We start from the raw sequence: 26457 nt of genomic DNA, 5'->3' as shown, positions 1-26457 counted from the left end.
GCGGAATTGCCTTTCGTCCAGCCGTCAGCCGTTCAGCGTCTCCGTGAAGCGCACCGGCTTGCCGAGGGGCTTGTCCTGCACCTCGCCGTCGCGCATGACGATATTGCCGCGGATGATGGTGGCCATCGGCCAGCCGGTGACCTCCATGCCATCAAACGGTGTCCAGCCCGACTTGTTGGCCATCATGGCGTGGGTGATGGTCTTCTTCGCCTGCAGATCGACCAGCGTCAGATCGCCGTCATAGCCGAGCGCGATGCGCCCCTTGCCGGCGATACCGAAAAGCCGCTGCGGGCCGGAGCAGAGCAGATCGACCAGCCGTTCTAAGGTAAGATTGCCGGCATTCACATGGTTCAGCATCAGCGGCAGCATGGTCTGCACACCGGGCATGCCGGACGGGCTGTCGGGATAGGGCTTGGCCTTTTCCTCCCGCGTGTGCGGCGCATGGTCGGAGCCCAGCACATCGACCACGCCCGCCGTGATGCCGCGCCACAGCCCGGCGCGATGCCGCGCATCACGGATCGGCGGGTTCATCTGCGCGAAACTGCCCAGCCGGTCATAGCAGTCAGGCGCCTCCAGCGTCAGATGCTGCGGCGTGGTCTCGACCGTCACGTAATCCTTCTGGGTGGCGAGGAATTCCATCTCCTCCGCCGTGGTGATGTGCAGCACATGCACCCGCCGGCCGGTCTTGCGCGCCAGTGCGCAGACCCGCTTGGTCGCGTTCAGTGCCGTCTCCACATCGCGCCAGTCGGGATGGGCCCGCGGATGGCCGGCCTCCTTCGCGATATAGGCGCGCTCGCGCAGCCGCATCTCGTCCTCGGCATGCACGGCGACGCGGCGGACGCCATCGGCCAGCAGCGCCTCCAGCGTGGCGTCATCCTCGACCAGCAGAGAGCCGGTGGAGGAGCCCATGAACACTTTCACGCCGCAGCAGCCGGGCAGCCGCTCCAGGCTGGACAGGTTGCCGATATTCTCCGGTGCCGCCCCCATGAAGAAGGCATGGTCGCACCAGGCACGGCCGCGCGCCCGGTTCAGCTTGTCGGCCAGCGCGTCCTCGTCGGTGGTGGACGGCTTGGTGTTCGGCATCTCGAAAACCGCCGTCACACCCCCCAGAATCGCGCCACGCGTACCGGATTCCAGATCTTCCTTGTGCTCGTTGCCGGGCTCGCGGAAATGCACCTGGGTATCGATCACGCCGGGCAGCACGGTCAGACCGGTGGCGTCGAATATCTGCGCCGCCTTCACCTTGCCGAGGTCGCCCAGCGCCACGATGCGCCCGGCGCTGATGCCAATGTCGATCCGTTCCCGCCCGTTCGGCGTGACGGCTGTGCCGCCGGTGACGGCGAGGTCGAGAGAATCGGTCATGGCTTATCCTCCTGCTAACTGGCGACGATGCCGCGCAAATAAACCGTAATGGCGAGCATCATGTCGATGGTTTTCCCGGTTCCAAGCAGCGGCAGCATGATCCGTTCCATCCGGACATGGCCCTTGTTCAGATGATAGAGAGGTACACCAGCCCGGTAACTGGGGACACCTTTCTCGGCCACCTGCACATAATCCGCATAGGTGGGATTGGTCAGAAAGGTCGGAAAGGCCTCGTCCATCCATTTGCCCGTCGGGTCATGGCCCATGGTGCGGACATGCTCGGTGCCCATCAGCCGGCAGCGGAAGCGCATCGGCCAGCCGGGCGCGTCACGCGCCACATCCACCAGCCACAGCCAGCGCAAAAGGTTCGGCAGATCGACCGGGTCGATATCGGAACGACGGGGCGGACGGCCATCGCGGCATCGTGCCTGCCAATAGTCGTATAGCGCCCGGACACGCGCATCCCAGCTTCGCGTGTCGAGAGACGGCGGTTGTTCACGCAAAATGACGATAGGCTTTCAGCAACGGGGAAATTGCGCCCTATATGGCACCACCCACCATTGCTTCAAGCCAAATTTAAAACCCCTCAGGCCGCCCTGGAAAGCAGGCGCGCATTGTACTCCATTAAATCCTTGGCGGCCTTGCGGATTGCCGCGTGGTGCTGTTCGGGAATGTTGGAGAGCATGGGAAGCATCGGTCCCATGTCGCCGATGCCGGCCAGCGTCACCGCCTCGTGCAGCACGCGGATCGGCGACAGCCCGTCGCGCAGATCCTCCAGCCCCATGAAATGCGTGCGGATGTTTTCGGCCTGCTCGTAATCCTTCGCCTTCAGTGCGGCACGCAGCGCCATGGAGCCGGCGGGTGCGACGCAGACCGAGCCGGAGGTGAAGCAGGCCAGCCCGAAATGCCGCAGATGGTCGATGGCCGGCCGCTCGCCGATGCCGCTGACGATGTGGCGCGGGTCAACCAGCTTCACCAGTTCGGACAGATAGTCGTCGCGGCGCGGATCGTCGCGCACGATGGCGTATTTGACGCCTGCCACCATGCCGGCCTCGAACAGGCGGGCAACATTCTCGGGCTCCAGGAAGCCTTCATTCTTGATGTAAACGATAACCGGCTTCGCGTAGGTCTCGACGATGCGGCGGATGCCCGCCTCCGCCCCCGCCGGTGTCGAGGGGAACTGCAGCGGCAGCACCATCGCGGTCGGGAAGGCGCGGTCGCGCAGGATTTTCACCTGGTCGATGGCGCGGCCGAAATCCGGCCCGATTGAGGGGATGATCCAGCTCTGCGGGCCGGCGATCTCCTCCAGCATGTCGAGGATCGCCGGATACTCGCCGACGCCGATATTGTAGAAATTCGCGTTACCACCATACATCAGCGTGGAGACGCCGCCGGCCTCCAGATGCGTCACCAGCGCCTGGTTCGCCGCCTTGTTCAGGCTGAGATCGGCATTGCGCGCCAGCGGCGGCACGGCCAGCACGGAGCGCGCGAGATCGTCGGGCGTGACGGGCATGGTCTTCATCGGGGGCCTCCTTCAGCGAAAATCATTCGCAACGATGGCGCGCCGACGAATTGGGGTCAAGGCCGCACCGGGTTGCATCGCAGCACCTTGCCGCCTAAGTCGGAAAGACATGGAAGGGGGCAGGATATGGCAAACACCGCTTGGAATCTGACAAAGCGCTTCGATTTCCGGGGACAGGAAGTCGCCTACGATATCATCGGCGACGGCCCGCCACTGGTGATGGTCCACGGCACGCCCTTCTCCTCCTATGTCTGGCGCAACATCGCGCGGGAGCTGGCCCGTGACTACACAGTGCATCTCTACGACCTTCTGGGCTATGGCCAGTCGGAGAAGCGCGCGGGGCAGGATGTGTCGCTCGGGGTCCAGAACGGTCTGCTGGCGGCCCTGCTGAAGCATTGGGGTCTGACCGCGCCCTTCATGCTGGCGCATGATTTCGGCGGCGCCACGGCGCTGCGCGCGCATCTGATCGACAGGTGCGACTATCGCAAGCTGTTGCTGGTCGATCCGGTGGCACTGCGCCCCTGGGGCTCGCCCTTCGTGCAGCATGTACGCCATCACGAGGCCGCCTTCGCCGGCGTGCCCGACTATCTGCAGCGCGCCATATTGCGGGCCTATATCCGGGGCGCTGTTCACCGCGAGATGACCGACGCCGAACTGGAACCCTATCTGGCGCCCTGGCTTGGCGAGACCGGCCAGCCGGCCTTCTATCGCCAGATCGCGCAGATGGACATGCGCCATACAGACGAGGTGGAACCGCATTATGGCTCGGTGCGTTGCCCGGTGATGCTGCTCTGGGGCCAGGAGGATGAGTGGATACCGGTAGAGCGCGGCCGGCAGCTGGCGCAGCTGCTGCCAAACTGCGCTTACCGGGAAATCGCCGGGGCCGGGCATCTGATGCAGGAGGATGCGCCGGAGGCCATCGTCGCGGCGGCGCTGTCCTTCTTCAGATAGATAGCCTCACGTCCCGCGCCCCTCGACATCGCGGCGCAGATCGCGGATGACGCTGTCCACATTCGGCAGGTTGGGGTGGATGTCCCGCGCCTTCTCGAAAGCGCGCAGCGCGCCGCGTTTCTCGTCCAGCTCCAGATAGATCATGCCGAGGCCGGACAACGCGCCGAAATGCTTGGGCTCGATGGCCAGCACGCGCTCGATATCGGCGACCGAGGCGGCGAAATTGCCCTGCCGGTAATAGACGGTGGCGCGCTTGTTCCAGCCCTCGGCGAAATCCGGCGCAATCTCCACCAGCTCGTCGAAATGCAGCAGCGCCGCCTCGAAATCCTTGCGCTCCATGGCGCCGAGGCCGAGGCGCATCAGCATGTTCGCGTCCTCATTGCTGGTCCAGGTCCAGATATGCCAGATCTGCGCTTCGAGGATTTGCGCGACCGCCGGATCCTTGCTGGCCTTCAGCTGCTCGAACAGCGGTTCCAGCCGGGCGTCGTTCCGCGAATTGGCGCCGGTCGCCAGCGCCGGTGCGGCACCAGCGGCGAACAGGATCAGCAGGGCGGCAAGCAGGCGCTTCATAAGAAGAGTATGGGTCGCAGAACCCGCCGCGCCAAGGGGGCCGATACGCCGCCGTTACTCCGCCGGCCGCTACTCCGCCGCCTGGGCCGGCGCCTGCGGCTTGTGGAAGGCGGCCAGCAGTTCCGCCTCCTCGACCTTCGCCGTCGCGACATTCGCCTCCTTCACATGGCCGTAGCCGCGCACCTTGTCCGGCAGGCTGGCCAGCGCCACCGCCAGATGGTGATTGTCCGGCGAGAGAGTCTCCAGAATCTCCGCCAGCAGCGCCTCATACTCGGCGATCAGCCGGCGCTCCATGCGGCGTTCCCCGGTCCGCCCGAACATATCGAGGGCGGTGCCGCGCAGCCGCTTCAGCCCAGCCAGGGTGCGGAACGCCGCCATCATCCATGGCCCATAGGCGCGCTTCTTAAGGTGACCGGTCTGCGGATCGCGCTCGGCGAACAGCGGCGGCGCCAGATGGAATTCCAGCTTGTAATCGCCCTCGAACTGCTGCGCCAACTGGCGCTGGAAACTGCCATCGGTATAGAGCCGGGCCACCTCATACTCGTCCTTGATGGCCAGCAGCTTGTGATAATAGCGCGCCACGGCCTCGGTGAGGGCGGCCTGCCCCGGCGTCTGCGCCTGCTCCACCGCACGGACACGCGCCACCATATCGGTGTAACGCTTCGCATAGGCGGCATCCTGATACGCCGTCAGATAGGCGGCGCGCTTTGCCACCCTCTCCTCCAGCGTGGCCGCGATCCTGCGTTCCGGCGCCACGGTTGCTTCGGCGGGGGCCAGCACACGCTCGACCGACGGCAGATCATGCGCGGCGCGGCGGCCCCACAGGAAGGCCTCGCGGTTGAACGCGATGGCCACGCCGTTCATCTCGATCGCCTTGTCGATGGCTTCTGCTGTCACCGGCACCAGCCCGCGCTGCCAGGCGAAGCCCAGCATGAACAGGTTGCTGGCGATGGAATCACCGAGCGCCGCGGTGGCCAGCTTCGAGGCATCGACGAAATCCGCCTTCTGCCCGCCGACCGCCTGCAGGATGGCGTCGCGCAGCTTCGCCGCCGGGAAGGCCAGGTTCGGATTGCGGGTGAAGTCGCCGGTCATGGTCTCCTGCGTGTTCACCACCGCGTGGCTGCGCGCGGCATTCAGCGTCGCCAACCCCTCGGCGCTGGCCGACACCACGATGTCGCAGCCCAGCATCAGGTCGGCGCCGCCATGCGAGATGCGCGCGGCATGCAGATCGCCCGGCGTGGCGCCGATGCGGACATGGCTGAGCACCTGCCCGCCCTTCTGGGCGAGGCCGGCCATGTCGAGCACGCTGACGCCCTTGCCCTCCAGATGTGCGGCCATGCCGAGCAGCGCGCCGATGGTGACGACGCCGGTACCGCCGATGCCGCCGATCATGATGTTGTAGGGCTGATCCAGCGCCGGCAGGATCGGCTCCGGCAGGTCGCCGAACACCGGACGCGGGCCGGTCTGTTCAGCCTTACCAGCCTTGTTCTCTGGGCCCGCCTGCTTGCGCACCTTGCCGCCGACCACGGTGACGAAGCTGGGGCAGAACCCCTTCAGGCAGGAGTAATCCTTGTTGCAGGCCGACTGGTCGATGGCGCGTTTGCGGCCATATTCGGTCTCGACCGGCAGCACGGAGACGCAGTTCGACTGCACGCCGCAATCGCCGCAGCCTTCGCACACCGCCTCGTTAATAAAGACGCGCTTCGGCGGATCGACCATCAGCTTGCGCTTGCGCCGGCGACGCTTCTCCGCCGCACAGGTCTGGTCGTAGATCAGCACGGTGAGGCCCGGCACCTCGCGCAGATCGCGCTGCACCGCATCCAGCTCGTCTCGATGCGAGATCGTCGCCTCGGCCGGGAAGATATTCAGCGGGTATTTGTCGGGGTCGTCGGTGACGATACGCACCGCCTTCGCGCCCTCGGCCAGCACCTGCCGGGCGATCTGATCGACGGTGAAATGGCTGTCGGCGGGCTGGCCGCCGGTCATCGCCACCGCGTCGTTGAACAGGATCTTGTAGGTGATGTTCACGCCGGCCGCGGCGGCAGCGCGGATCGCCAGAGAGCCGGAATGATTGTAGGTGCCGTCGCCCAGATTGGCGAAGATGTGCGGCGTCTTCGTGAAGGGCGCCTGGCCGATCCAGGGCGCGCCCTCGCCGCCCATCTGGGTGAAGGTCTCGGTCGAGCGGTCCATCCATTGCGACATGTAATGGCAGCCGATGCCGGCCATGGCGCGGCTGCCTTCGGGCACGCGGGTCGAGGTGTTGTGCGGGCAGCCGGAGCAGAAATAGGGCGTGCGCTTGAAGCCATGGGTCGGCGCGGACAGCCCCGCCTCCTGCTGGCGCAGCCGCATCACCCGGCCGCGCAGATCGGCATCGTCTGCCTGTTTCAGCAGCCGCTCGCCGATGGCCAGCGCGATCTGGTTCGGCGACAGCTCGCCCGGCGCCTGGAACAGGGTGCGGCCATCCTCGCCCTGCTTGCCCAGGATGCGCGGCCGGCGGTCGGCCGGCACATCGTAGAGAATGTCCTTCAGCTGCGGTTCGATCAGGCCACGCTTTTCCTCGACCACCAGAATCTCCGGCAGGCCGGCGGCGAAGGCAGCGGCGCCTTCCGGCTCCAGCGGCCAGGGCATGCCGATCTTGTACAGCCGGATGCCGAGTGCCGACGCCCGCGCCTCGTCGATGCCCAGCGCGTCCAGCGCCTGGCGCACATCGAGATAGGATTTGCCGGTGGTGGCGATGCCGAGACGCGGTGCGGCACTGTCGATAAGCATGCGGTCCAGCCCGTTGGCCCGCGCGAAGGCCAGCACCGCCGGCATCTTGTGGGTGTGCAGCCGGTATTCCTGCGCCATCGGCTCGTCCGGCCAGCGAATGCTGAGCCCGCCTTCCGGACTCTCGACGCCCTCGGGCAGCACGATCCGTACCCGGTCGGGATCGACCTCGACCGAGGCGGAACTGTCCATCGTGTCGGCCACGCACTTCATGCCGACCCACACGCTGGCATAGCGCGACATCGCCCAGCCAATCAGCCCGTAATCCAGGATTTCCTGGATGCCGGCCGGGTTCAGCACCGGCATCATCGCATCGATGCAGGCAAATTCGGACTGGTGCGGCAGGGTTGAGGATTTGCAGACATGATCGTCGCCGAGCAGCGCCAGCACACCGCCATGGCGCGAGGTGCCGGCATTGTTGGCATGCTTGAACACGTCGCCGGTGCGGTCCACCCCCGGCCCCTTGCCGTACCAGATGGAGAACACGCCGTCATAGAGCGCGTCGGGGAACAGGTTCAGCTGCTGGCTGCCCCAGATGGCGGTGGCCGCCATCTCCTCATTCACGCCGGGCTGGAAATTGATGTGGTTGTTCTTCAGGAACTTCTTGGCTTTCCAGAGCTGCTGGTCGAGCGCGCCCAGCGGCGAGCCGCGATAGCCGGAGATGAAGCAGCCGGTGTTCAGCCCCGCTGCCACATCGCGCTGGCGCTGGATCATCGGCAGGCGCACCAGCGCCTGTGTCCCGGTCAGGTACAGCCGGCCCTGCTGAAGCGTGTATTTGTCGTCGAGGGTAACCGCAGCGAGCGTCATGACATCATCTCCTGCATCCGATTGCGGGTGGGACGTCGCCTGACGTCCTGCCTTGCCCGGATGAACCTCCCGTCCGCTCCAGCCGGGTCCGGCCCAACTGGATACGGTGTGTGATTATCGTCCGGCCAGGGACCGGATCGGCTTTTCTGCCTTTGGTAATAGATGGTAGTGAGCCGGCAGGGTTGCGACAATCGCCCACAGGCAGGGTTGCGAAAAAAGCAACGAACCCTTCATTAGGCATCCGGATAAGCTGCCCTGCTTTTCGAATGGGGCCATCTGGCCGCAATGAAATTTCGCATCAAAACCATCCCGCGATGCACAATATTGTTGCCGCATCGCAGCATCCCCAGGCGCGCCTGGCGGGCGCTCCATCCGGCCTGACGCATCCGGCCTTGCGGAGAGTGGCCGCACCCCATATCTGTTCGCCATGCCCTTCATGCCCCCCGTCTGCTTCATAATTTCCCTGCGCCGCGCCCTGCCTCTGGCGGGCGTGCTGACCGCGCTGGCTTTTCCCGCGCTCGCCCAGACCGCTGGCCAGACCGCCATCGATCACGAGTCGGAATATGCCGCCTGCATGCGCCTGGCGCAGGAAGCACCCGCCGATGGCTACCGCAGCGGCGTCGCCTGGTTCGAGAAGGGCGGCGGCAGCGCGGCCGAGCACTGCATCGCGGTCTCATTGCTGCAGCTGGGCGATTATGCGGAGGCCGCCACGCGGCTGGAGCGGGTGGCCGGAGACGAGTCCCTCGCCCCGCGCCCGGAGACCAGAGCCGGACTGCTGGCCCAGGCAGGCCTCGCCTGGGTCCTGGCCGGCGATGAGCGCAAGGCGGCAAGCGCGCGCGACAAGGCGCTGGAGATCACCCCGGACAATGTCGATCTGCGTATCGATCGGGCGCTGTCGCGCGTGGCGCTGGAGCAGTATTTCGAGGCGATCGACGATCTGAACCGCGCCCTCGACCTGTCACCGAGGCGGATCGATGCGCTGCTGGTGCGGGCCTCGACTTACCGCTATCTCGACCAGCTCGATCTCGCCCGCGACGATGTGGAGCGCGCATTGGCCATCGATCCGGAGCATCCGGATGCATTGCTGGAACGCGGCGTGATTGCCCGCGCCGCCGGCGACAAGAATGCCGCCCGCCAGGATTTCCTGACGGTGCTGAAGCTTACCTCGGAAGGCCCGGCGGGCGATGCCGCGCGGCTCAACCTGGAAGCGATGGATGTGCGCGTCGAGTAGCCGTCAGAAATCCAGATCGGCGTAGTGTTTGGGCGGCGGAATACCGGGAATACGGTCGGCCAGCAGCGGGCGAAAGGCCGGACGGGACTTCACCCGCGCATACCATTCCGTCGCCTCGGCATGATCCTCCCACGGCACATTGCCGAGATAATCGACACAGGACAGATGCGCCGCCGCCGCCAGATCGGCGAGGCTGAGATGGTCGCCGGCCAGCCAGGTCCGCCGCTCGCACAGATAGCCGATATAATCCAGATGGTAATGGATGTTGGTGAGGCCGGCGCGGATCGCCTCGCTGGACGGCTCGCCCAGCCCCAGGAAGCGCTTCAGGATCTTCTCGCCGACCAGATTGCGCGTCACTTCCTCCTGGAACTTGCAGTCGAACCAGGCGACCAGGCGGCGCACCTCGGCGCGCTCCGACGGAATGCCGGGGATCAGCCCGCGTTTCGGATAGGCTTCTTCGAGATATTCGCAGATCGCACCGGAATCGCAGAGCGTGACCGGCCCGTCCGGCCCTTCGTCATCAATCAGCACCGGCACCTGGCCAGCCGGATTTAGTGCCAGAAAATCCGGGCGTCTTTCCCAGATCTTCTCGACACTCATCTCGAAGGCGAGGTCCTTCTCGGCGAGGACCAGGCGAACCTTGCGGCTGAAGGGGGATAACCAGAGGTGATAGAGGGTACGCATTGCTTCCCGAATCGTCGCGGCGCCACCGCATATTGCGTAAAATCAACGCGAAAACGCAAGAAATGGTTGCGGGTGGCACCTATCGCGCTGTGTCCAGCATCGTCTCGATCCGGTCGAGGCAGTGATTCAGAATCTCCGAGCTGTTGGCGAAACAGAGCCGCAGATGCCCTTCGCCGCCCGGCCCGAAGGCGCTGCCCGGCGCCAGCCCGACGCGATGCTCCGCCACCAGCCGCTTGGTGAAATCCAGGCTGTCGGTCATGCCGTCCACCGCGAAGAAATGGTAGAAGGCGCCCTTCGGCTGCACGATGCGCACGCGCGGATGCTGCGAGAGCCGGTCGAACACGAGATCCCGGCCCTGTTTGTAGCGCGCGACCGAGCGGGCGATGAAGGGCTCGCCCTGTTTCACCGCCACCACACCGGCATGCTGCGCGAAGGTGGCGGCCGACGCCGTATTGAACTCGTTCATCTTCAGCAGCGTCGGGATCATGCCGGGCGGGGCGGTGATCCAGCCCATGCGCCAGCCGGTCATGCTCCAGGATTTGGAGAAGCTGTTCAGCACCAGCACCGGGTCGTCCTCGCCCGCAATATCGAGGAAGGAGGGCGCCCGGGTACCCTCGAACACCATGCGGTCATAGACCTCGTCAGCGATGATCCAGATGCCCTTCTCGCGCGCGAAATCGAGCAATGCCTGCTGCTGGTCGCGCGGCATTACCCAGCCGGTCGGGTTGTTCGGCGAGTTGATGAACAGCGCGCGGGTGTCCGCATCGCAGGAATCCATCAGCCGCTCGATATCGAGCTGCCAGCCATCATTGCCCATCGACAGCAGCACCGGCCGCACCTCGCCGCCCATAATGCGCACCGTCTCGGCGCAATTCGGCCAGAGCGGGCTGGTGGTGACGACATTGGTCCCGGCATCGACCAGCGACTGCATAATGATCTGGATGGCATTCATGCCCGAGGCGGTGATGACGATGCGGTCGGACGAGATCGGTCGCCCGCACAGCGGCGTCAGATACTCGGCCAGCGCATCGCGCAGTTCCGGCACGCCGGCGCTCTCCGTATAGAAGGTATGGCCCTGGCGCAGCGCTTCGGCCGCCGCCTCGCAGATGAAATCCGGAGTCGGCTCGTCCGGCTCGCCGAACCACAGCGGCACCACGCCGCCCAGCTTCATGCCGAAATGCGCAACCTCGCGGATGCGTGAATCGTCCAAGCGCAGGATGCCGGGGCGGATACCGGCAGGCGGAATCTGTGTCATCTGGTCCATGTTGCAGGCTCGTCGATTACGGGTATCGCCCTTATGCGGCGGCAAACCCGCCGGGGCAACCCCTACTTCCCCTGCCCCCTACTTCCCCTGAAAGGCCGGCGGACGCTTGGCGAGGAAGGCGGCCACACCCTCACGGTAATCGGCGGTACGGCCAGCCTCGCGCTGCAGGTCGCGCTCCAGATCGAGCTGGCCGTCCAGCGAATGCCCGGTTGAGGCCTGGATCGCCTGCTTGATGAGGCCCAGCGCCTTGGTCGGCTGGGTCGCCAGATGGCGGGCGAGTTTCGCCGCCTCCGGCATCAGCTCGGCATCGGGCAGCGCCTTCCAGATCAGCCCCCACTCGGCGGCGCGCGTGGCCTCCAGCTTCTCCGCCGTCAGCGCCAGTGCCATGGCGCGGGCATGGCCGACGAGACGCGGCAGCAGCCAGGTGCCGCCGCAATCCGGCACCAGCCCGATGCGCGCGAAGGCCTGGATGAAGCTGGCGGATTCGGCAGCCAGCACGATGTCGCAGCACAGCGCGAAATTGGCCCCGGCCCCGGCGGCCACGCCATTCACCGCGCAGACCACTGGCTTCGGCAGGGCGCGCAGCCGCTTCACCAGCGGGTTATAGCGTTCCTCCAGCGAGGCGCCGAGATCGATATCGTCGGAGATCACCTTGCGGTCGCCCAGATCCTGCCCGGCGCAGAAGCCGCGCCCCGATCCGGTGATCAGGATCGCGCGCACCGCCTCCTCCTTCTCCGACGAATCCAGCGCCACCGTCATCTCGGCCAGCATGACGGAGGTGAAGGCATTCAGCTTGTCCGGGCGGTTCAGCGTGATCGTCATCACGCCGTCCGCGACATCGACCAGCAGGGTCTCGTAAGCAGCCATGGAGCGTCTCCCGTTTCGTTATTGTTTCAAGAGGTCGGCGGGCAGCGTGTCGATTTCCGCCAGCAATGCTGCCAGCCTCTCCGCCGCATGTTCGACGATCCGCCGCCCCTTTTCCGTATCGGCCAGCGCCGCATTGCCGATGGCGCCGCTGGCGTTCAGATCCTGCGTCATCCAGGCAAAGCCCGTCTGCCGCACCAGCGGATGCGTTGCCGCCAGATCGCGGTAGCGCGAGGGAAAATCGGCCAGCAGTGCGCGGCGCACCTTCTCCGGGTGCAGATGCAGCATCATCGAGGTCTCGACCGCCCCGCCATGAATGCCATAGGCCAGTTCCTCTTCCGGGAACAGTCCTTCAGGTAATCCCAGATCGAACCAGTTCAGCCCGACCACCAGCATCGACAGGCGCACGCGCAGATCGACCGCGACGATCTCCACGATCTGCGGCTGGCCGCCATGCGAATTGAAGATCACCAGCTTGCGGATGCCGGCGCGGTGCACCGATTCCGCAATTTCCGTCCAGCCGCGGATCAGCCCCTCGGCGGAGTGCGTCAGCGTGCCGGGGAAGGCCTGATGCTCGTTGCTCTTGCCGATCTCCTGCATCGGCAGGGCCAGCACCGGCAGATCGGCCGGCAGCTGCGCCAGCGCCCGCGCCAGGATGCCGGCATTCAGATCGGCATCGACCGACAGCGGCAGGTGCGGTCCGTGCTGTTCGATGGCTGCCACCGGCAGCACGGCGATGGCGCGCGCCCTGTCGAGGGCCGCGATATCGGCGGTCGAAAGATCGCGCCAGTAGCGGCCCGCCATCAGAAATGCTCGTCCCGGACCACCTCGACATCGGACATATAGACGATGCCGACATAATCCTTCAGCAGGCTTTGCGATTCGGTGAGGATGGCGCGGGCGATCTCCTCGGTGGTGACCGCGATGATCATCACATTGTCGAACACCTGCACCACATCGGCACCGCCGCGCATGCCGCGCCGCCCCTTGCCGCCGAGATTGGGCACCACCGTATAGCCGGTCGCCCCCTTCTCCGTTAGCATCCGCAGGATGCGCGGGGCGCGCGCCACCTCGACCACGATCTCGACCTTCTTTTTCCTGTGTGTCGGCAATTCGTCGGTCATGGCGGCCTTCGCGTCAGAGGATCAGCCGGGCCATCGCGCCATAGAGCGGGATGCCGACGATCAGGTTGAAGGGGAATGTCACCCCCAGCGACAGGGTAACATAGAGCGAGGGATCGGCCTGCGGCAGGGCCAGACGCATTGCCGCCGGTACGGCGATGTAGGAAGCACTGGCCGCCAGCGTCACCAGCAGCGTGCCGCCGCCGACTGAAAGACCAAGCATCCAGGCGACACACAGGCCCAGCACGGCGCCGATCAGCGGCATGTAGAGACCAAAGGCGATAAGCCCGGGCCGCAGCATCTGGAAGCCGGAGACCCGGCGCGAAACCAGCAGCCCCATTTCCAGCAGGAACAGGCAAAGCACGCCCTTGAAGGGCGCGTCGAAGAAGGGTTTCACCGCGGCATAGCCGTCGCCGCCGCTGATCCAACCAATGAAGAAACCGCCAACCAGCAGCATGACCGAACCATTGGCCAGCACCTCGCGCAGCAATTCGCGGCGGTCGCCGTGATCCGGCCCCGCCGCCGGATCGCCTTCCAGCGCCAGCGCGCGACCGGCCAGCAGCAGTCCGGCGATGATCGCCGGCGTCTCCATCACCGCCAGCATGGCGACCAGATAGCCCTCATAGCCGATCCCGTCGCGCGCCAGCATCTGCGTCGCGGCAACGAAGGTGACGATGCTGACCGAGCCGTAATGCGCCGCCACGGCAGCGGCGTTCACCCGGTCCGCGCCGGCCAGGCGGCGCAGCAGCGGATAGGCGATGTACGGCATGCCGAAGCTGAGCAGCAAGGCCGCCAGCAGCGCCGGCAGGATGGCAAGGCCAACACCGGCCTGCGCCATCTCCACCCCGCCCTTCATGCCGATGGCCAGCATGAGGTAGATGGCAATGGCCTTGCCCACCGCCTCGGGCATGTCGAGGTCGGATTTCACGAGGCCAGCCACCAGACCGAGCACGAAGCTCAGGACCAGCGGGGAGAGGAGGTTGCCGAAAGCGGCAGCGAAGAGCACGTCCATGGCCGCTATAGCTGCCCTGCAATCAGCCGCAAATCAAGAGCAACTGGCCGGTTAACCCGCGAGCTTCTCCTCGGCGGCTTCCGCCAGGAACCGGCTGCGGTTGCCGCCGCTCGCCGCATCAATGCGGCCCAGCAGATGACGGGGTATCATCACATTCACCCGTTCCGCCTTCAGCAGATCGGGCGAGACCTCGACGAGCAGCATGACGGCATCGCCCCGGTGCGGGTCGCCGGCCAGCATGTCCATGTCCGACGGCGCCGGAACCGGCAACCCTTCGTCCAGCAGCATCTGCAGATGGCCGGCCAGCGCCTCGGCGGCCATGGCCTTCGCTTCCTCGATGCTGTGCCCGGCGGTCACGCAGCCGGGCACATCGGGAAATTCGACTCCGTAGTCGCTTCCCTTATCCTTGCGCAGATAGGCCACATAAGAGGTCATCCCGTCACCTCGTCAGCTTCACGCCGCTTTGCCGTTCGATCGCCTTCACCGTGCCGATGGGCATGTCCCGCTTCGGATGCGGCACCGTCACCAGCCGGCGAAATTCCTCATGCCAGAAATGCCAGTGGCTGCCCGTCGTGCGCTTATGACGCCAGCCCGCAGCTTCCAATGCGGCGATGATCTCACGGCTATCCATATGTGTGTATTATCACACACGCGCAAGAGTCTGTGAAGCCTCACTCCGCCGGGGCGGGCTTCGCCTGCTCGCGGGAATCGCCGCGCTTTTCCCACCAGCTCAGCAGCGCGCCAAGGATGCCCTTCGGCATGAAGATGATGAACAGCACCAGCAGCAAACCGTAGATCGTGCCGTCCAGCCCGTGCACATCGTGCCCGACCAGGATGCGCAGCGATTCCGCCAGCATCAGGGTGAAGACCGCGCCCACCGTTGGCCCAAGCTGCACATACATGCCGCCGGCGATGACCGCGAACACGATCTGCAGACTGATGGCGATGCCCGACATGGTTTCCGGGTTGATATAGAGCTGGTACTGCGCATAAAGCACGCCGCCCAGCGCGGTCATCATGGCGCTCACGACCGTGATGGTGAGCTTGGTGCGGGTCACATTCATGCCGAGCGAGGCGGACGCATCCTCCTCCTCGGAGATCGCCTCCAGCGCATAGCGCGCCATCGACCGGTCCACCAGCTTCCATATCCACAGGCCGAACAGCCACACCGCCAGGGCGATGTAAAAGAACGTCTCCTTGTCGGAAAACTGCAGCGCCATCAGCGAATTCGGCGTATCCGCCGAGCGGGGCGTTATGCCCAGCGATCCGCCCGTAGTGTCGCGCAAGGCCACAATGGTCAGACGCACCACCTCGCTGAGCGCCAGTGTCACCAGCGCGAAATAATGCCCGACGATGCGGAAGCGGAAACAGGGATAGCCGATCAGCACCGCCACAATCCCGGCGAACACCATGGCGATCGGGATACCGATCCAGGGCGACAGGCCGGCATCGTTCCACAGCAGCGTCACCGTATAGGCGCCGATACCGAGAAAGGCGCCATGACCGAGCGACACCAGCCCGAACCGGCCCATCAGCGACCAGCTGGTATAGATGAAGCCCCAGATCAGGATGGTGATCAGCAGATGCAGATAGTAATTGCCCAGCCCGAGAAACGGGATGGTGGCAAGCACCGCGACGGCGATCAGCCAGGGCAGGATACGCGGCATCTCAGCGCCTCCTCGACAGGATGCCTTGCGGCTTCAGGAACATCATCAGGATGAAGAAGGCGAAGGCGATCACATAGCCCCACTCGATGGCGAAGAAGAACCCGCCGATGGAGATGAACTGGCTGAAGATGAAGGCGGCGACGAAACCGCCGATCATATTGCCGAGACCGCCCATGACGCAGATCATGAAGGTGATCGGCCCGAAGCTGAGGCCGATGGCGGGATGCACGTCATATTGCAGCACCAGCAGGCAGGCCGACAGGCCGGCCAGCCCGCCGCCGATGGCCGATGTCATCAGATAGACGCGCTGCGGATTCACCCCCATCAGCGGCATGATCTCGCGGTCCTGGCTGATGGCGCGGATCGCGGTGCCGATATAGGTGCGCGTGAGGAACAGATAGAGCGCTACCATGCCGGCCAGCGCCGTCACGAAGGCCAGCACGCGGGCGAAGCTGAAATACATATCGGCGAATTCCAGCACCGGCAGGCGCAGCCCGATATTGCGGAACTCCACGCCGAACACCAGCGTCGCCAGCGCCTGCAGAAAGAACAGCACGCCGCCGGTCACCAGCAGCTGGTTGATCGGCGCCGCCCCCAGGATCGGCCTTATGACAAGGTAATGCAGCAGCGCGCCAGACGCGGCGACCACGACGATGCCGCCCAGGAAGGCCGGCAGGATCGGCACGCCGTAATAGGCGAACAGCCAATAGACCGCATACATGCCGATCATTACCAGCTCGGCGTAGCAGATCCAGACCACGTCAATGACGCCGAAGACGAGATTCAGGCCCAGCGCCAGCAGCGCCAGCACCCCGCCCAGCAGAATGCCGTTCAGAATTGCTTCCAGAAGGAAGATATCGAAGATTTCCATCGCCCGTGCCTTCCCTCTAAAGCCCGATATAGGCCTTGCGAATTTCTTCGCTGGCCAGCAGTTCCTGTGCATTGCCGGACAGCTTGATGCGACCGACCTCCAGCAGGTAAGCGCGGTCCACGACCCGCAGCACCTGCTGGATGTTCTGCTCGACGATCAGCACGGTGAAGCCTTCCTGCCGGATGCGCTGCACCAGCTCGAAGACCTGCTGCACGATAACCGGGGCGAGGCCGGCGGAGGGTTCGTCCAGCAGCAAGAGCTTCGGCCCGCTCATCAGCCCGCGGCCGATGGCGCACATCTGCTGCTCGCCGCCCGACATGGTGCCGGCCAGCTGGTCGCGCCGTTCCTTCATGCGCGGGAACAGCGAATAGACGAAATCCAGCCGATCCCTGAAATGCGCCCGGGCGGAAGGAATGTAGGCACCCATGCGCAGATTCTCCTCCACCGTCAGGCGGGGAAACAGGCGGCGATGCTCGGGCACATGCGAAATGCCCATCTCGATCACCTTGAAGGGGGCGACGTCACGCAGCGACGCCCCTTCCATGGTGATATCGCCCTTCTCGATATCGATCAGCTTCGAGATGACGCGCAGCAGCGTCGTCTTGCCGGCGCCATTCGGGCCTATAACGGCCACCGCCTCGCCGGCCTTCACCTGGAGGCTGACATCGAACAGCGCCTGGAACGTGCCGTAGCCGGCGGAGACATTGGCAAGTTCAAGCACGGGCCTCTCCCGTCTCCGCGATCTCGACCTGCTCGGAGCCGAGATAGACCTCCACCACCCTGGGGTCGGTCGCGACCTCGCGCGGCAGCCCTTCGGAAATCTTCTCGCCGTGGTCGAGCACCATCACCCGGTCCACGACGCGCATCAGCACGCCCATGATGTGTTCCACCCAGATAATGGTGATGTTCTTCTCGCGGCGGATCATGCTCAGCATGTCGGCCGCCTGGTCCATCTCCTGCTCGTCGAGACCGCCCAGGCTTTCATCGGCCAGCAGCAGCTTCGGCTGGGTCGCCAGCGCGCGGGCCAGCTCCAGCTTTTTCAGCCCCGCCGCACCCAGCCCATCGACCGGCGCCTTCGCATCGGTCGGCAGGTTGACGAGCCCCAGCGCCTCCTCCGCCTGCGCCCAGGCCTGCTGGCGCGAGACCCGGCCATTCTGGCCGTAATAGGCAGCGACCGCGACATTCTCCAGGATCGACAGCCGCTTGAAGGGCCGCGGAATCTGGAAGGTGCGGGCGATGCCCAGATGACAGACATCCATCGGCCGCTGGCCGCCGATATCCTGCCCCAGGAAGCTGATGCTGCCCTCGCTCGGGGCCAGCGTGCCGGCGATCAGGTTGAAGGTCGTACTCTTGCCGGAACCATTGGGGCCGATCAGCCCCAATATTTCACCCTGCTCCAGACTGAAGGACACTTGGTCAACGGCGGTGAACCCACCGAACCGCTTGGTAAGGTTAGACACGGTCAGCATGATTCATCCGCCGTTGCCACGGAAATCCGAACTCTGGTGAAAGCAGGTCGTGTAATGCCTCAGCGGGCGTACACATGCCCCTTCGGCAGCGGCAGCACCGGATCGACCGTCTTGATCGCCGCCGGCCAGACCACCTTGGTGTCGCCATCGATGTACTGCATGACGACCGGGCTGGAGCGCTCGTTCTGGCCCGCCATCTCGGTGCCCGGCCCGAAGAACTTCACGCCATAGCCCTGGATCGTGCCGCCGACCGGAATGTCGGTATCGAGGGCGGCCTTACGCAGTGCCTCGGGATCGAAGCCGCCATACTTCTTGATCGCGCGCGGCAGCACGTCGGTCAGGAAGATCCAGGTCTGGTTGAAGCCCTGGGAGGTGTGCGGCGGCACCTGGTCGGCCTTTGTCTCGGCCTTGTAGCGCTTCACCATCTCGGCGGTCACATCGCCCAGGCCCGGGGCCAGTGTTTTCGGGTCGAGCAGCTGGGCCGCCACCGGATCGACATTGAAGATGTAATTGGCGTCGTCGCCGAAGGCCTCGCGCAGCTTGTCGATCTGGCCGTAGCCGGCGCCATGGCCGATCAGCGCGCTCCATTTCAGGCCCAGCTCACGCGCCTGGCGCAGGAACAGGGTGATATCCGGGTTATAGCCGGTGTGCAGGATGACGTCCGGCCGCTCGCGACGCAGCTTGGTGACCAGGCTGGAGAGGTCGGGCGCGGTCGCGGCATAGCCTTCCTTCAGCACGATGTTCATGCCGAGTTCCTTGCACTTCGCCTCATTGCCCGAGGCGACGCCGGCGCCATAGGGGCCATCCTCATAAATGATGGCGATGCGCACGTCCTTCGGGTCCTTGCCCAACTTCGCCTTGGCGTTCTCATGGGTGAAGATGCACGACGCCGCGCCGAACTGGTCGGAATGGACCTGGGCGCGGAAGGCATATTGCAGGTTCTTGCCCTTGAACACGGACGAGGCGACGCAGACATTCGCCCACATGAACTTCTTCAGCTGATCGACGCGCTGGGCCATCGGCACGCAGTGCGCGCTGGAGAACACGCCCATGATGAGATCGACCTTCTCCTGTTCCAGCAGGCGGGTCATCTCGTTGATCGCCACTTCGGCCTTGGACTGCGCGTCGGCGTAGGTGGCCACGATCTTGTGGCCCTCGACACCGCCGCGCTCATTGATGATGTCGATGGCCGACTTGGTGCCGATGGCGGCGGCCTGCGACCCGCCGGCCGCGAACGGGCCGGTATAGTCGAAGATCACGCCAATCTTGATATCGGCCTGGGCCGGGGCTGCGGCGAGCAACGCGACCGCCGCGACGGCGCCCACGCAATAGCCCTTCATCCTGTTGTGCAGGGTCATCGTTATTCCTCCCATGTTGCGACCCGTTTTCGGGTTCGCTTATTTAGTTTATGCGCAACATGTTCCCGACGGGGGAAGGGGTTGTCAACGCCGAATACAGAAGGGAACGCTCATAGTACCCGTTCATGCGTCATAAAGCGCGTTGATCGCCTCTTGCCGGGCATCGGCTTTTGCCTATACTCCCGGCGACTTCCGCATCCCCCTAATCTACGTCAGAAGGCGCGTTTCCCATGGCGGACAAGACTATCAAGAAGGTCGTACTGGCCTATTCCGGCGGCCTGGATACTTCGGTGATCCTGCGCTGGCTGCAGGATGCCTATAATTGCGAGGTGGTGACCTTCACCGCCGATCTCGGCCAGGGCGAAGAGCTGGAGCCGGCCCGAAAGAAGGCCGAGATGATGGGGGTGAAGGAAATCTTCATCGACGATCTGCGCGAGGAATTCGTGCGCGATTTCGTCTTCCCGATGTTCCGCGCCAACGCCCTTTATGAAGGGCTGTACCTGCTTGGCACCTCGATCGCCCGGCCGCTGATCTCCAAGCGCCAGATCGAAATCGCCGAGCAGGTCGGTGCCGATGCCGTCGCCCATGGCGCCACCGGCAAGGGCAACGACCAGGTGCGCTTCGAGCTTGCCTATTACGCGCTGAAGCCGGACATCAAGGTGATCGCCCCCTGGCGCGAGTGGGACCTGAATTCCCGCACCAAGCTGATCGACTATGCCGAGAAGAACCAGATTCCCATCGCCAAGGACAAGCGCGGCGAGGCGCCGTTCTCGGTCGATGCGAACCTGCTGCACATCTCGGCCGAGGGCAAGGTACTGGAAGACCCGTGGGAAGAGGCACCCGACTATGTCTATTCCCGCACCGTCGATCCCGAGAAGGCCCCGGACAAGCCGACCTATATCGAGGTCGAGTTCGAGAAGGGCGACGCGGTCGCCATCGACGGCGTGAAGCTGAGCCCGGCCGAACTGCTGACCAAGCTGAACGAGTTGGGCGGCAAGAACGGCATCGGCCGCCTCGACCTGGTCGAGAACCGCTATGTCGGCATGAAGTCGCGCGGTATCTACGAGACGCCGGGCGGCACCATCCTGCTGGCGGCCCATCGCGGCATCGAGAGCATCACGCTGGATCGCGGCCAGGCGCATCTGAAGGATGAGCTGATGCCGCGCTATGCCGAGCTCATCTACAATGGCTACTGGTTCTCGCCGGAGCGCGAAATGATCCAGGCCGCCATCGACGCCTCGCAGAAATATGTCAGCGGCACCGTGCGGCTGAAGCTCTACAAGGGCAATGTCGATGTGGTCGGGCGCAAGTCGCCGTTCAGCCTGTACAGCGCCGCGCATGTCACCTTCGAGGAAGACACGGTCTATGACCAGCGCGACGCGCAGGGCTTCATCAAGCTGAACGCGCTGCGGCTGCGCCTCGCTAAGAACGCCCGCGGCTGACCATGAAAGGCAGGCCCGGTATTCTCTTCCAGACAGGAAGCCGGGCCTGCCTTTTCACGATGGCTGGCCGGTCCGGCCAGCCTTGGGGACGCTGAAACCCATGCTGCGCACCGACCTCAGCCATATACAGGACCCGCGTCTGGTGCGGCTTGCCGATTACTGGCAGGACAAGCGCCGCGACAGGAGCATCCCCTATCGGGCCGATATCGACCCCGTGGATTTCCCGCGGCTTCTGCCCAATGTCTGGCTGGTGCAGTACGAGCCAGCGCAGGACCGCTTCCTCTACCGGCTGTCGGGCGAGGAAATCCGGCGCGTGCATCCGGGCATTGCCTTCGGGCGCTATATGGACGAATTCCTGTCGCCGCAGGCCCTGGCCCGCATTCAGCCGCTATACCGTGACGTTCTGGGTCTCGATGGCGGAACGCCGACAATCCTGCACATGCAGGGCTTCGTCTATCGGATGAGCGAATACGGCCTGTCGGCGACCGGCGAAAGGCTGGTGCTGCCGCTGCTGGACGGCGATGCAGAGCCGCGCTTCATCTTCGGCGCGACCCTCTACCGTTTCGATCCCATTCCGAGGACCGCACCGAACGGCGATCCGCCGATCACCCGGACCGCGATCCCTCACACTCAGTGGACCAGCGAGACGCCGGCGAAATAAGGGTGGCCCAGCAGCAACAGCAGGAAGCCGGCCAGCGCAATGCCGACACGGCGCCAGCCGATGCCCGCCCAGTCGAACCGCGTGCGGCCCTCCAGAATCGCCATGAAGGGCAGGATAGAGGTGGTCATCGCCAGCGGCCCCCATTTCGCCCCCATCTTCCGCGCGCGCTTGGCATCGACCGCAACCATGCCGCCAAAGGCCAGGATCGCCAGCCCGGCAAACAGCACGATGCTGGCCTGATCGCCATTCGCCGCCAGATGCGACAGCGCCCACAGGCCGATACCCCACATCACCGGATGGCGGGTGATGCGAAAGATGCCCGGCGCCGGGTCGGGCGCCTCGAAGGCCCGCTCGCCGCCCAGCGCGGTCGGGTTCGGGGTCAGATAGCCCAGCACCACCAGCAGCACGGAGAACGGCATGATCGTGAAGACGACATGCCGCGTCCAGGGTGCGGGATACCAGACATCGACGTAAGGTGCTGCACCATAGGCGAGCAGCATCCAGACGAACAGTGCGCCCGAGATGGCGGAATAGGCGATCATGAAGCCGCGCTCGCCGATGGCCTGCACGACGCCGGCGCGGACCGGCTGGCTGGCCAGCAGGAAATGCGCCCCGACAAAGGTCACGGCAGCGACGAAAAGAGTCTCGATCGATCCGGTCATGGCATGGACTATACTGTAAACCGATTACAGCAGCGATAACGGGAACGGACATGGCCGAAACGAAGGATTTGCGCGCAAGGCTGCGGGAGGAAATCCTGACGCTGACCGAGGCGCGCGGACCGGGCAAATCGATCTGCCCGACGGAGGCCGCGCGCGCCGTCCGGCCGGAAGACTGGAACCGCCTCATGAGCGAGACAAGGCGCGTCGCCATCCAGATGGCGGAATCCGGCGAGATCGAGATTCTGCGCAAGGGCAAGCCGGTGGCGCCCGACGAGGTGCGCGGCGTGATCCGGCTGCGCCGGCCCATCGCCTGAGCTTTGAATCTGGCCTGAGCTTTGAATTCTGCCCAACAATGCTAATCTACAGGCCATGAGCAAAGGCACGAACGGCATGGAACAACCGAAACAGCGCATCTCGACCCATCGCGTTTCGACGACGGCGTTGGTGCAGCTGTCCGTGTTCCTGGTCTTTGCCGTGATCGGGCTGCTGGCCCTGCCCTACGCAGCCGAAAGCGCGCTGCTGGAGCAGCTCTGGGTCGCGTTCTGCGCGACAGCGGGCTTCTAGAAAGGGCGGATGCCGCGGTTCAGTGACCGGCGTGCGGCTTGGCTCCGGCCTTCATCTGGAAGCGGCGGCCGCAATAGGGGCAGTCCACCTTGCCATCCGCGCCAAGGTTGAGAAAAACCCGCGGATGTCCCAGCGCCCCGCCGCCGCCATCGCAGGCCACGCGGGTTTCCGTTACGTCGATGGTCTCGACAGGCTGCATGGTCGTCGCCATGTTCATGTTCCGCCTACTCCGAGGCCTGGCTAAGGCCCGATGATTTGCCCATTCGCTCGCCGGATGATACCCATTGCCGCCCCGCGATCAACAACCGAGTGACCCGATGACGGTTTCCGCCGACCGCAAGCCGACAGATCAGCCCGAGAATGCCCCCGAGAATGCCATCGAGATATCGGGCCTGACCAAGCTTTACCGTGGCAAATCGGGCGAGAAGCTGGCGCTCGACCATGTCGATCTCGCCGTGCCGCGCGGCAGCCTGTTCGCCCTGCTGGGACCGAACGGCGCCGGCAAATCGACGCTCATCAACATCCTGGCCGGGCTGGTGCGCAAGACCGAGGGCAGCGCGCGCATCTGGGGCATCGACATCGACGCCCATCCGCGCCAGGCGGCCAGCGCCATCGGCGTGGTGCCGCAGGAGCTGAACCTCGATGCCTTCTTCACCGCGCGCGAGGCGCTGGACATCCAGGCCGGCATGTATGGCGTGCCGAAAGCCGAGCGCCGCACCGACGAGATCCTGGCCCGCATCGGCCTGACCGACAAGGCGGACGCCTATGCGCGCAGCCTGTCGGGCGGCATGCGCCGGCGCCTACTGGTCGGCAAGGCGATGGTGCATAACCCGCCGGTGCTGGTGCTGGACGAACCCACCGCCGGCGTCGATATCGAACTGCGCCAGCAGCTGTGGAACGAGGTGCGCAAGCTGAACCGCGAAGGTGTGACGGTGGTCATCACCACGCATTATCTGGAAGAAGCCGAGGAGCTGTGCGACCGCATCGCCATCATCAACCATGGCAAGCTGGTCGCCTGCGAGAGCAAGGAAACGCTGCTGCGCCGGATCGATGGCAAGACGCTGAAGATCACGCTGGCCGAGCCGGTGGCGATGGTGCCGCCGGCGCTTAGCCCCTTCGAGCCCGAATTGCAGGAAGGCGGTCGGCTGCTGGTGCTGCAATACCGGCCGAGCCGTATCCGCATCGGCGACATTCTGGACGCGCTGGCCGCCAGCAAATTGGCCGTGGCCGATCTCTCGACCGAGGAAACCGATCTCGAGGATATTTTCCTGCAGCTGACCGCCAGTAAGGGTTCGGGACAGCGCAAGCCGGCCACGGCGGCCTGACCGGAAAGCCAATGCTGATGCGCGCGATCCTGCCCTTTCTCGCGCTTCTGCCTGTGCTTTTCATGACTGCCTGCACGCCCGGAATCGCCACCCTGCCGGGCGGAGCTTCAACCGAACCCACACTGCACGCCCTACCGGTAACGGGTAACGCCCTCGCGCCGCCAAACACATTGCCCGTCGCCGAAACGCAGGGCGCGGCCCGCATGCCGGACGGGGCGGAACTGCCCTATACGCGCTGGCTGCCGGCCGGACAGCCGGTGCAGGGCGTCATCCTCGCGCTGCACGGCTTCAACGACTACCGCAACGCCTTCGCCACTGCGGGGCCGCTGCTGGCCGCCTCCGGCCAGGCGGTCTATGCCTATGATCAGCGCGGCTTCGGCCAGGCGCCCTCCCGCGGCCGCTGGGCCGGAACGGCGCGCCTGACCGGCGATCTGAAGCAGATGACCGACCTGGTGCGCACGCAGCACCCCGGCGCGCCGGTCACGCTGCTGGGCGTCAGCATGGGCGGTGCCGTCGTGTTGTCGGCGCTGGCGGCGCCGATGCCGCCGGCGGCCGACCGCGCGATCCTCGTCGCCCCCGCCGTCTGGGGCCGCGCCACCATGCCGTTCTACCAGCGCGCCGCGCTGTGGCTGGGCGCCCATACCGTGCCCTGGATGACGCTGACCGGGCGCGGTCTGAAGCGCTGGGCCTCCGATCATCTCGACATGCTGCGCCGCCTGGGTCGCGACCCGCTGGTGGTGAAAGAGACCCGCATTGAAGCGATCTGGGGCCTTGTGAATCTGATGGATGCGGCGCTGGAGGCCGGCCCGCCGACCGCCGTGCCCAGCCTCATCCTGTATGGCCAGCACGACCAGATCGTCCCGGCCCAGCCGCTGTGCCGGCTGCTCGACCGCGACTGGGCGCAGGCCCCGAACCAGCCGCGCATGGCGCTCTATCCCGAGGGCTGGCACATGTTGCTGCGCGACCTGAACGGGCCTGTCGTGCTGCGTGACGTGATGGCCTGGCTGGAGGACTGGGAGGCGCCCCTGCCATCGGGCAGCGAAGCACCGGACGGCTGGCCCGACAGCCTGTGCGGGGCGCAGCGGAGCGCGGCACCGGCTTCGTGAGCCGCCCCCTTCTTCCCTATTTGCATCGCCACGCGGTTTCGCCTATGGTGCGCCTCGCAAAATGATGGCCGCCTCTGCTTTGCAAGGTTGGCACCGGATGCACCCGTAGCTCAGCTGGATAGAGTACTGCCCTCCGAAGGCAGGGGTCACAGGTTCGAATCCTGTCGGGTGCACCACTTTCCCTCCCATTCAGACTGTAACTGCGAACGAACTGGATCAGGGCGCTGCCCCAAGGACCACGGTGTGGGGTAGCCCGCCCTTGGTAAACCTGTGCTGACAGCCCGTAATCAGACCGCAATTCCCGCTGCCGCCAGCGCGGCCTCGATCGCGGCGGCCTCGCTTTCATGCTCCTGGCCGCTGCGCATCGGATACACGCCCTTGTAGCAGATGAAATAGGCGAGCGTCAGGCCGGGCTGCCGGTTCTCATGAGCCTCCCCGCCGCCGGTTTCGCCGATGGATTGCGGGGCCATGCTGCCATCCGGATCGGCATTGGAAAAAAGCCGTTGTCCGGGGCTGTAGGCCAGGGCCACGCCCTGCCGCGGTCCCGGCAACAGGTCGCCGGAATCCGGCGGAACATAGCCGGTAAAGCTGTGCGAATGCGGCGGCAGCTCGTTGATCTGCAGTGTAACGCTCGCGTCGCCTGCCGTCTGGCCCAGCGTCCGGTTGCTGAGGCCAGCCCCCTGGCCAATGCCCATCACCGCCGTGGAACCCAGATTGGGGGTGCCGAATGTCTTGTCATTGACGCTGCCGCCGAAATTCCAGCCCAGTATCGTGAAAAGCATCGCCATCCTTTGATCGCTTTGGCTGGGCATTGGCAGCAGCCGGCCATCGCAGGGCAGCCAGCCATCCGGCGTGAAGGGCAGGCAGGCAAGGCGGATTTCTCCGACATAGGCATCATCCAGTTCGCCAAAAACCTTACAGACAACATCACCGTCGTAGCGATCAGGGAAATAGCCATTCTGTGCCTGGATGTAGTTCAGCGCCATGGTCGGCATCATGTTCTCGTGCGCGTCCGCCGTGGTGCCACCGCTGCCACCAACTGTCGCCAGGAAGCCCGGATCGAACACCGTCGGCGTGGAACTGGGGCTTGGCAATGCGTAGGGGCCCATGGCGGGGATATCGTCCTGACGGAGAACACGCCGCAGGGCTGCTGCTTCGAATTCCGCCTGCCCGCGCGT

General features: G+C 65.1%; 29 protein-coding genes and 1 tRNA gene. 9 read left to right on the top strand and 21 right to left on the bottom strand.

What is annotated here, in order from left to right; genetic code table 11:
• Nucleotides 1-24: 24 nt before the first annotated feature.
• The 3 genes from BKM74_RS09845 to BKM74_RS09835 form a co-directional block, all read right to left on the bottom strand.
• Nucleotides 25-1362, bottom strand: a complete 1338-nt coding sequence (locus BKM74_RS09845) for a dihydroorotase (RefSeq protein WP_086465550.1) — start codon at nucleotides 1360-1362, stop codon at nucleotides 25-27.
• 14 nt (nucleotides 1363-1376) lie between these two features.
• Nucleotides 1377-1865 carry a PAS domain-containing protein gene (locus tag BKM74_RS09840; protein ID WP_176342479.1) on the bottom strand — a complete coding sequence of 163 codons (489 nt, stop codon included), beginning with the start codon at nucleotides 1863-1865 and terminating at the stop codon, nucleotides 1377-1379.
• Between the two features lie 83 nt (nucleotides 1866-1948).
• Nucleotides 1949-2884 carry a dihydrodipicolinate synthase family protein gene (locus BKM74_RS09835; protein ID WP_086465548.1) on the bottom strand — a complete coding sequence of 312 codons (936 nt, stop codon included), beginning with the start codon at nucleotides 2882-2884 and terminating at the stop codon, nucleotides 1949-1951.
• 126 nt (nucleotides 2885-3010) lie between these two features.
• On the opposite strand from BKM74_RS09835, the gene BKM74_RS09830 reads away from it, so the two are divergent.
• Complete coding sequence (locus tag BKM74_RS09830) at nucleotides 3011-3835, top strand: alpha/beta fold hydrolase (RefSeq protein WP_086465547.1); 825 nt, start codon at nucleotides 3011-3013, stop codon at nucleotides 3833-3835.
• Nucleotides 3836-3841: 6 nt separating this feature from the next.
• Here the strand turns inward: BKM74_RS09830 and BKM74_RS09825 are convergent, their stop codons facing one another.
• The gene (locus BKM74_RS09825; protein ID WP_086465546.1) at nucleotides 3842-4405 is read right to left on the bottom strand and encodes a tetratricopeptide repeat protein; all 564 of its coding nucleotides are present in this window, start codon (nucleotides 4403-4405) and stop codon (nucleotides 3842-3844) included.
• Between the two features lie 69 nt (nucleotides 4406-4474).
• Entirely contained in the window at nucleotides 4475-7978 is a 3504-nt protein-coding gene (locus BKM74_RS09820) for an indolepyruvate ferredoxin oxidoreductase family protein (RefSeq protein ID WP_086465545.1), read from the bottom strand.
• A gap of 427 nt (nucleotides 7979-8405) precedes the next feature.
• Between BKM74_RS09820 and BKM74_RS09815 the strand changes: the two genes are divergently transcribed.
• Nucleotides 8406-9209 carry a tetratricopeptide repeat protein gene (locus tag BKM74_RS09815; protein WP_086465544.1) on the top strand — a complete coding sequence of 268 codons (804 nt, stop codon included), beginning with the start codon at nucleotides 8406-8408 and terminating at the stop codon, nucleotides 9207-9209.
• A gap of 3 nt (nucleotides 9210-9212) precedes the next feature.
• Here BKM74_RS09815 and fzlA read toward each other — a convergent pair whose 3' ends face one another.
• The 13 genes from fzlA to BKM74_RS09750 all read right to left on the bottom strand — a co-directional run bounded on the left by fzlA (nucleotide 9213) and on the right by BKM74_RS09750 (nucleotide 19519).
• Nucleotides 9213-9893 carry an FtsZ-binding protein FzlA gene (gene fzlA, locus BKM74_RS09810; protein WP_086465543.1) on the bottom strand — a complete coding sequence of 227 codons (681 nt, stop codon included), beginning with the start codon at nucleotides 9891-9893 and terminating at the stop codon, nucleotides 9213-9215.
• Between the two features lie 79 nt (nucleotides 9894-9972).
• Nucleotides 9973-11157 carry a pyridoxal phosphate-dependent aminotransferase gene (locus BKM74_RS09805; protein WP_086465542.1) on the bottom strand — a complete coding sequence of 395 codons (1185 nt, stop codon included), beginning with the start codon at nucleotides 11155-11157 and terminating at the stop codon, nucleotides 9973-9975.
• 78 nt (nucleotides 11158-11235) lie between these two features.
• Nucleotides 11236-12024 (bottom strand): 2-(1,2-epoxy-1,2-dihydrophenyl)acetyl-CoA isomerase PaaG, encoded by a 789-nt coding sequence (gene paaG, locus BKM74_RS09800; protein ID WP_086465541.1) that lies wholly within the window; start codon nucleotides 12022-12024, stop codon nucleotides 11236-11238.
• An 18-nt stretch (nucleotides 12025-12042) separates the two neighbouring features.
• Complete coding sequence (locus BKM74_RS09795) at nucleotides 12043-12825, bottom strand: creatininase family protein (protein ID WP_086465540.1); 783 nt, start codon at nucleotides 12823-12825, stop codon at nucleotides 12043-12045.
• Nucleotides 12825-13145: a DUF190 domain-containing protein gene (locus BKM74_RS09790; RefSeq protein WP_086465539.1), complete on the bottom strand. Its 321-nt coding sequence runs from the start codon at nucleotides 13143-13145 to the stop codon at nucleotides 12825-12827. Before BKM74_RS09790 ends, BKM74_RS09795 begins: the two co-directional genes overlap by 1 nt.
• A 13-nt stretch (nucleotides 13146-13158) precedes the next feature.
• Nucleotides 13159-14154 (bottom strand): sodium-dependent bicarbonate transport family permease, encoded by a 996-nt coding sequence (locus BKM74_RS09785; protein WP_086465538.1) that lies wholly within the window; start codon nucleotides 14152-14154, stop codon nucleotides 13159-13161.
• Nucleotides 14155-14205: 51 nt separating this feature from the next.
• The gene (locus BKM74_RS09780) at nucleotides 14206-14589 is read right to left on the bottom strand and encodes a type II toxin-antitoxin system HicB family antitoxin (protein ID WP_086465537.1); all 384 of its coding nucleotides are present in this window, start codon (nucleotides 14587-14589) and stop codon (nucleotides 14206-14208) included.
• A gap of 4 nt (nucleotides 14590-14593) precedes the next feature.
• Entirely contained in the window at nucleotides 14594-14785 is a 192-nt protein-coding gene (locus BKM74_RS09775) for a type II toxin-antitoxin system HicA family toxin (protein WP_086465536.1), read from the bottom strand.
• Between the two features lie 40 nt (nucleotides 14786-14825).
• Nucleotides 14826-15821, bottom strand: a complete 996-nt coding sequence (locus tag BKM74_RS09770) for a branched-chain amino acid ABC transporter permease (protein ID WP_086465535.1) — start codon at nucleotides 15819-15821, stop codon at nucleotides 14826-14828.
• A 1-nt stretch (nucleotide 15822) separates the two neighbouring features.
• Nucleotides 15823-16692 (bottom strand): branched-chain amino acid ABC transporter permease, encoded by an 870-nt coding sequence (locus tag BKM74_RS09765; protein ID WP_086465534.1) that lies wholly within the window; start codon nucleotides 16690-16692, stop codon nucleotides 15823-15825.
• Between the two features lie 16 nt (nucleotides 16693-16708).
• The gene (locus BKM74_RS09760) at nucleotides 16709-17413 is read right to left on the bottom strand and encodes an ABC transporter ATP-binding protein (RefSeq protein ID WP_086465533.1); all 705 of its coding nucleotides are present in this window, start codon (nucleotides 17411-17413) and stop codon (nucleotides 16709-16711) included.
• A complete protein-coding gene (locus tag BKM74_RS09755) occupies nucleotides 17406-18161 on the bottom strand; it encodes an ABC transporter ATP-binding protein (protein WP_086465532.1) in 756 nt (251 codons plus the stop codon). Before BKM74_RS09755 ends, BKM74_RS09760 begins: the two co-directional genes overlap by 8 nt.
• 59 nt (nucleotides 18162-18220) lie before the next feature.
• Nucleotides 18221-19519, bottom strand: a complete 1299-nt coding sequence (locus BKM74_RS09750; RefSeq protein WP_086465531.1) for an ABC transporter substrate-binding protein — start codon at nucleotides 19517-19519, stop codon at nucleotides 18221-18223.
• 230 nt (nucleotides 19520-19749) lie between these two features.
• Here BKM74_RS09750 and BKM74_RS09745 point away from each other — a divergent pair, with 230 nt between their 5' ends.
• Both BKM74_RS09745 and BKM74_RS09740 read left to right on the top strand, forming a co-directional pair.
• The gene (locus tag BKM74_RS09745) at nucleotides 19750-20961 is read left to right on the top strand and encodes an argininosuccinate synthase (RefSeq protein WP_086465530.1); all 1212 of its coding nucleotides are present in this window, start codon (nucleotides 19750-19752) and stop codon (nucleotides 20959-20961) included.
• Between the two features lie 100 nt (nucleotides 20962-21061).
• Nucleotides 21062-21622: a PAS domain-containing protein gene (locus BKM74_RS09740; RefSeq protein WP_086465529.1), complete on the top strand. Its 561-nt coding sequence runs from the start codon at nucleotides 21062-21064 to the stop codon at nucleotides 21620-21622.
• On the opposite strand, the gene BKM74_RS09735 is transcribed toward BKM74_RS09740, so the two are convergent.
• Entirely contained in the window at nucleotides 21592-22284 is a 693-nt protein-coding gene (locus BKM74_RS09735; RefSeq protein ID WP_086465528.1) for an NnrU family protein, read from the bottom strand. The two genes, BKM74_RS09740 and BKM74_RS09735, sit on opposite strands and share 31 nt — an antisense overlap.
• Before the next feature lie 50 nt (nucleotides 22285-22334).
• Between BKM74_RS09735 and BKM74_RS09730 the strand changes: the two genes are divergently transcribed.
• Nucleotides 22335-22598: a DUF3253 domain-containing protein gene (locus BKM74_RS09730; RefSeq protein ID WP_086465527.1), complete on the top strand. Its 264-nt coding sequence runs from the start codon at nucleotides 22335-22337 to the stop codon at nucleotides 22596-22598.
• 76 nt (nucleotides 22599-22674) lie between these two features.
• Complete coding sequence (locus BKM74_RS18730) at nucleotides 22675-22848, top strand: hypothetical protein (RefSeq protein ID WP_176342478.1); 174 nt, start codon at nucleotides 22675-22677, stop codon at nucleotides 22846-22848.
• A gap of 19 nt (nucleotides 22849-22867) precedes the next feature.
• On the opposite strand, the gene BKM74_RS09720 is transcribed toward BKM74_RS18730, so the two are convergent.
• Entirely contained in the window at nucleotides 22868-23059 is a 192-nt protein-coding gene (locus BKM74_RS09720; protein ID WP_407668685.1) for a zinc-finger domain-containing protein, read from the bottom strand.
• Nucleotides 23060-23165: 106 nt separating this feature from the next.
• Here BKM74_RS09720 and BKM74_RS09715 point away from each other — a divergent pair, with 106 nt between their 5' ends.
• From BKM74_RS09715 to BKM74_RS09705, 3 genes are all read left to right on the top strand, one after another.
• The gene (locus BKM74_RS09715) at nucleotides 23166-24173 is read left to right on the top strand and encodes an ABC transporter ATP-binding protein (protein WP_086465524.1); all 1008 of its coding nucleotides are present in this window, start codon (nucleotides 23166-23168) and stop codon (nucleotides 24171-24173) included.
• Nucleotides 24174-24343: 170 nt separating this feature from the next.
• Entirely contained in the window at nucleotides 24344-25279 is a 936-nt protein-coding gene (locus tag BKM74_RS09710; RefSeq protein ID WP_245825894.1) for an alpha/beta fold hydrolase, read from the top strand.
• Between the two features lie 99 nt (nucleotides 25280-25378).
• Nucleotides 25379-25455: transfer RNA gene (locus tag BKM74_RS09705), tRNA-Arg, on the top strand.
• 111 nt (nucleotides 25456-25566) lie between these two features.
• On the opposite strand, the gene BKM74_RS09700 is transcribed toward BKM74_RS09705, so the two are convergent.
• Nucleotides 25567-26457: tail fiber protein (locus BKM74_RS09700; protein WP_086465522.1), on the bottom strand; the 891-nt coding region annotated here is incomplete at its 5' end.

Source organism: Oceanibaculum nanhaiense, from assembly GCF_002148795.1.
In the GTDB taxonomy this organism is placed as follows: Bacteria; Pseudomonadota; Alphaproteobacteria; order Oceanibaculales; family Oceanibaculaceae; genus Oceanibaculum; species Oceanibaculum nanhaiense.
The sequence above is the reverse complement of the archived record's forward strand: the minus strand, read 5'-3'. Positions and strand labels throughout refer to the sequence as shown.

Coding starts and splice junctions, on each gene's coding strand:
- BKM74_RS09845 (WP_086465550.1), bottom strand. CDS start 1,362: ATGACCGATTCTCTCGACCTCGCCGTCACCGGCGGCACAGCCGTCACG.
- BKM74_RS09835 (WP_086465548.1), bottom strand. CDS start 2,884: ATGAAGACCATGCCCGTCACGCCCGACGATCTCGCGCGCTCCGTGCTG.
- BKM74_RS09830 (WP_086465547.1), top strand. CDS start 3,011: ATGGCAAACACCGCTTGGAATCTGACAAAGCGCTTCGATTTCCGGGGA.
- BKM74_RS09825 (WP_086465546.1), bottom strand. CDS start 4,405: ATGAAGCGCCTGCTTGCCGCCCTGCTGATCCTGTTCGCCGCTGGTGCC.
- BKM74_RS09820 (WP_086465545.1), bottom strand. CDS start 7,978: ATGACGCTCGCTGCGGTTACCCTCGACGACAAATACACGCTTCAGCAG.
- BKM74_RS09815 (WP_086465544.1), top strand. CDS start 8,406: ATGCCCTTCATGCCCCCCGTCTGCTTCATAATTTCCCTGCGCCGCGCC.
- fzlA (WP_086465543.1), bottom strand. CDS start 9,893: ATGCGTACCCTCTATCACCTCTGGTTATCCCCCTTCAGCCGCAAGGTT.
- BKM74_RS09805 (WP_086465542.1), bottom strand. CDS start 11,157: ATGGACCAGATGACACAGATTCCGCCTGCCGGTATCCGCCCCGGCATC.
- paaG (WP_086465541.1), bottom strand. CDS start 12,024: ATGGCTGCTTACGAGACCCTGCTGGTCGATGTCGCGGACGGCGTGATG.
- BKM74_RS09795 (WP_086465540.1), bottom strand. CDS start 12,825: ATGGCGGGCCGCTACTGGCGCGATCTTTCGACCGCCGATATCGCGGCC.
- BKM74_RS09790 (WP_086465539.1), bottom strand. CDS start 13,145: ATGACCGACGAATTGCCGACACACAGGAAAAAGAAGGTCGAGATCGTG.
- BKM74_RS09785 (WP_086465538.1), bottom strand. CDS start 14,154: ATGGACGTGCTCTTCGCTGCCGCTTTCGGCAACCTCCTCTCCCCGCTG.
- BKM74_RS09780 (WP_086465537.1), bottom strand. CDS start 14,589: ATGACCTCTTATGTGGCCTATCTGCGCAAGGATAAGGGAAGCGACTAC.
- BKM74_RS09775 (WP_086465536.1), bottom strand. CDS start 14,785: ATGGATAGCCGTGAGATCATCGCCGCATTGGAAGCTGCGGGCTGGCGT.
- BKM74_RS09770 (WP_086465535.1), bottom strand. CDS start 15,821: ATGCCGCGTATCCTGCCCTGGCTGATCGCCGTCGCGGTGCTTGCCACC.
- BKM74_RS09765 (WP_086465534.1), bottom strand. CDS start 16,692: ATGGAAATCTTCGATATCTTCCTTCTGGAAGCAATTCTGAACGGCATT.
- BKM74_RS09755 (WP_086465532.1), bottom strand. CDS start 18,161: ATGCTGACCGTGTCTAACCTTACCAAGCGGTTCGGTGGGTTCACCGCC.
- BKM74_RS09750 (WP_086465531.1), bottom strand. CDS start 19,519: ATGACCCTGCACAACAGGATGAAGGGCTATTGCGTGGGCGCCGTCGCG.
- BKM74_RS09745 (WP_086465530.1), top strand. CDS start 19,750: ATGGCGGACAAGACTATCAAGAAGGTCGTACTGGCCTATTCCGGCGGC.
- BKM74_RS09740 (WP_086465529.1), top strand. CDS start 21,062: ATGCTGCGCACCGACCTCAGCCATATACAGGACCCGCGTCTGGTGCGG.
- BKM74_RS09735 (WP_086465528.1), bottom strand. CDS start 22,284: ATGACCGGATCGATCGAGACTCTTTTCGTCGCTGCCGTGACCTTTGTC.
- BKM74_RS09730 (WP_086465527.1), top strand. CDS start 22,335: ATGGCCGAAACGAAGGATTTGCGCGCAAGGCTGCGGGAGGAAATCCTG.
- BKM74_RS18730 (WP_176342478.1), top strand. CDS start 22,675: ATGGAACAACCGAAACAGCGCATCTCGACCCATCGCGTTTCGACGACG.
- BKM74_RS09720 (WP_407668685.1), bottom strand. CDS start 23,059: ATGGCGACGACCATGCAGCCTGTCGAGACCATCGACGTAACGGAAACC.
- BKM74_RS09715 (WP_086465524.1), top strand. CDS start 23,166: ATGACGGTTTCCGCCGACCGCAAGCCGACAGATCAGCCCGAGAATGCC.